The following is a 3,994-nucleotide window of genomic DNA, read 5'->3' as shown; positions in this document are numbered from 1 at the left end:
AATAAAACCGATGAAAACAATTACCTTATTTCTGCTACAAGTAGTTGTACTTAGTGCCACTGCTCAAAATGTATTTCGCGAAGATTTTAACACTTATGTGGTTAATCAAAATCTTTCAGGTCAAGGTCAATGGACAAATGCTGAAAACTCCTACGGTTTAGGTTCGTGCAGCACGTCAAATTGCTCAAATGCTAAAGTGATTCAACAGACGGTTGGATTTTTAAATTGGGGGACTTCTAACCGTTCTGTTGAATTAATTACCAATGGTGACGGGTGTGGCGTTCCTTTTCCTACCCAAAATGCAGGTGAAATCTACATTGGATTTGTATTGCGACTTACGAGTTGTGCTTACTCAAGTCAAGAATTCCTTCGGATTAGTGGTTCAAGTAGTGCTACAGCGGCATTAAAAGTGTATGTTGTCCGATTGAATTCCTCACAATACAGTGTAGGCATTTCTAAGAATAGTGGCAACATTGTATGGTCTTCCGTTCCCTTCACCTTAAACAGCAATCAGTTGGTGGTAGTTCGTTACAGTATGTTTAGTGGTGGTTCGGATGATATCTTGCGTTTGTATACTAACCCCGTAGTAATGGCCGATGAACCTGCCTTAGCCAATGCCCTGACTAATAATGGTGAAGATGTAAGCAATACTTTAGACCGAATGGTAATTAACTTACGAAATGCCAATTCTCCTGTAGGCCGTTTGGGATTGGTAAGTATTGCCCAAACATGGGAAAGCTTACGCTTCAGTGCATTGAGTCAAACAGAATTTAATTCACAGCAATTTGTGGCACACTATGACGGGGGTGAAATTGAAATACAAAATTCCCATGAGTCCATTCCAGCAACCATGACTTTATATTCCACCCTTGGACAATCCATTATTTCTACTAAAACAGTATTAGATTCGGGAACTACTCGTATTCAGGTTCCCTCAAATTTAAGTCCGGGCATGTATATCCTACATTTCCAAGATGAATACAAACAAGAATTCATAAAAAAATTGATGGTTAATTAAGAAAGCCTCCTTCGGGAGGTTTTTTTTTGGTTATTACTCTCCTTAAAATCAATACTTTTGAAAAAAAACACAATGGGTTTCCAACCTTTTAAAGAAGAGGTATCTCTTTATTATAAAACACCTACCCCGTGATTGATGAAAAACTAATAGAGGGCTGCCGTAAAAAACAACGCGAGGCACAACGACAGGTCTATGAAAAATTAGGCCCGTATTTGTACCGTTTGTGCAAGCGTTATTTAAAGAAAGAAGAAGAAATTGAAGAAGTATTAGCCGATTCCTTTTTTATTCTTTTCACAAAAATTGATCAGCTCAACGAAAATAAAGCCTTTTGGAGTTGGGCGAAACGCATCACTGTAAACGAATGTTTACGATATTTAAAGAAGAAGGTCAATTTCAATTTATACTTGGAAGATCGTCCTCAAATTCCCGGAGTAGAAGCCGAGCAAGAGCAACCGCTTCTGGAAGCTGATTTACTGAAATTGTTGGACACTTTACCACACGGAAGTCGAACTATCTTTTCGCTATTTGTCATTGAAGGCTACAGCCATAAAGAAATTTCAACCCTACTTTCTATCACAGAAGGAACCTCCAAATCACAACTCAATTTTGCCAAATCCAAACTAAAGGAATTGGTTAACCTATATTATTATCAACAGGCGAAATAAACTATGGAAAATAACGATAAATTTTGGAACCAATTTCAGCATCTCGATGCGACGACGCCCGAAGATACTTTTCCTGGTATGGAAAAAATTTGGAATCGTGTAGAAACCCAACTGGAACATAAAGTAGCGGTTCAAGAACAATGGAAATGGAAGAAAATTGCGGTGGCTGCCTCAGTTACGCTGGTTATTTCTATCAGCTATTTTATCTGGAATGCCTCAGAAAGTACAGTACCAACTTCGCCAAACTTGCAAAAAAAGGAAGCCAATACCAATGCGGTAACCATGCAACCCAAAGAGAATTTTCCAGCAGTCGATCAACCCATGGGAACTCCAAATCATCCCGCGCTTCAACCTAACCTTGAGGCCTTGATAGAAAAGTCTGTCCAATCGAACCCAACGGTGGCCACTGCCGAGAGAAAAGAGGAAATTCAAAAAGAAGTTCAAAAGGAAACTGATGTTGTAATCCCAAAAAGTAGGGTCTCCGAAGAGGCTATCACACAACCTGGGCCTTATAATACCGCTTCATCTAATATGAGAGGCACATTGCTTCCCCAACGAAAATTTGACGCAATCAGTGTACAAGAAAGTCCGAAAATGGTCTTGCGTGGAAAAAGTAAGAGTATGGCGCAAAAAGAAGAACCTTTGGTCGTCGTTGATGGCGAGGTCACCGAAAATTATAACCTTGATGATGCCGATTCCGTAGTTTATTTAAATAATCCGCTCTATATCATTGATGGGATAGAATACACTGAAAAGGAAGTGTTTGGCCCCAACTCTACTTGTCCTTACGCCCCACTCAAAGACCAACCCATCGAATCGGTTACGGTACTGCAGGCCGAAAAAGCGATTGAAATTTATGGTAAAAAAGCAGAAAATGGTGTGGTGATTATCACTACAAAATCAGGAAAACCTACGCCAAAAAAGTAAATTAAAATTATTGTTTAACGTAAAAAAGTAACGCCATGAAATATGTAAAACATCTTTCGTTAGCCCTTGCTATGCTTATCCATTTCGTAAGTTTTGGGCAATTAAAAACTATCACAGGTCAGGTTGTCGATGAACAGGGAACATTACTCCCTGGAGCCTACATCTCCGTTAAAGGAACAAAAAAATATGTGACCTCAGACTTGGATGGAAAATTTAGTATGTCAGTGAATATTGTTGCAACATTAACCGTGAGTTATGTAGGATACCAAACCAAAGAAGTGGTCATCGGTAAAGACAATCATTACATCATTCAATTAAATGCGGAAACAAAGGTATTAGACGAAGTTGTAATCACGCAAGGATACCGACTCGTCACAAAAAAAACAAGTGTGGCAGCCACCAGTACAGTTGTCAGTGGTAAAAGGATTAAAAATCGACCCAATGCCAATGTGATACAAACGTTACAGGGGCAAATCGCAGGGGCTCCCATTACCGTAATGGAAGAAAAAAATTATAGCAATGGGGAGAAAAAAATCATCAATTCCCAACCCGATGAAGAATATGGAGCGTTGATTGAAAACGTCTTTGAAAGTCCGCAAGCCCATCCGCTGTCAACCTTTTCGATCGATGTTGACAATGCCTCGTACACCAACATTCGCCGGATGATAAATAATGGTCAAAACGTTCCCAAAGATGCCGTTCGTATTGAAGAAATGATCAATTTTTTCAACTATAATTATGCACAACCCACTAGAGAACATCCTTTTGCTATCCATACCGAATACAGTGCATGTCCATGGAATACAAACTCCAAACTATTACGTATTGCGCTTCAAGGTAAAACATTGGAAAATGATCTTTTGCCTCCCTCGAACTTGGTTTTTCTTATCGATGTATCGGGTTCGATGGGTGCGCCCAATAAGTTACCGCTCGTAATTCAATCTTTGAAAGCACTGACCTCACAATTGCGTGAAAATGACCGTATCGCCATCGTGGTGTATGCGGGAGCAGCAGGGTTGGTATTGCCTTCAACAGCAGGAAATCAAAAAGATAAAATCATTGCTGCATTGGATTATCTATCGGCGGGTGGAAGCACGGCTGGAGGTGCAGGTATTGAGTTGGCATATAAAGTGGCGCAAGAAAACTTCATCAAAGAAGGCAATAATCGGGTGGTTTTGGCTACCGACGGCGACTTTAATGTAGGTTACAATTCTTCAAGTGATTTGGGACAATTGATTGAGGAAAAAAGAAAAACAGGGGTCTTTCTAACTTGTTTGGGCTACGGAATGGGGAATTATAAAGACACTACTTTAGAAACTTTGGCCAACAAAGGAAATGGAAATTATGCCTACATCGATACCTTGCAAGAAGCCAACCGTTTCTT

At 39.8% G+C, this 3,994-nt stretch carries 4 protein-coding genes; all 4 read left to right on the top strand.

The genetic code is table 11. The annotated features are described in order from the left end of the window. On the top strand, nt 1-1,018 hold a 1,018-nt coding region (locus tag Q0037_RS09210; protein WP_297517418.1), incomplete at its 5' end, for a T9SS type A sorting domain-containing protein. A 131-nt stretch (nt 1,019-1,149) separates the two neighbouring features. Then, complete coding sequence (locus Q0037_RS09205; RefSeq protein ID WP_297517420.1) at nt 1,150-1,683, top strand: sigma-70 family RNA polymerase sigma factor; 534 nt, start codon at nt 1,150-1,152, stop codon at nt 1,681-1,683. A 3-nt stretch (nt 1,684-1,686) separates the two neighbouring features. Next, nucleotides 1,687-2,610, top strand: a complete 924-nt coding sequence (locus Q0037_RS09200; protein WP_297517416.1) for a hypothetical protein — start codon at nt 1,687-1,689, stop codon at nt 2,608-2,610. 35 nt (nt 2,611-2,645) lie between these two features. Beyond that, on the top strand, nt 2,646-3,994 hold a 1,349-nt coding region (locus Q0037_RS09195; protein ID WP_297517413.1), incomplete at its 3' end, for a von Willebrand factor type A domain-containing protein.

Origin of the sequence: Flavobacterium sp. (assembly GCF_027482425.1) — a bacterium.
Classification (GTDB): Bacteria; Bacteroidota; Bacteroidia; order Flavobacteriales; family Flavobacteriaceae; genus Flavobacterium.
The sequence above is the reverse complement of the archived record's forward strand: the minus strand, read 5'-3'. Positions and strand labels throughout refer to the sequence as shown.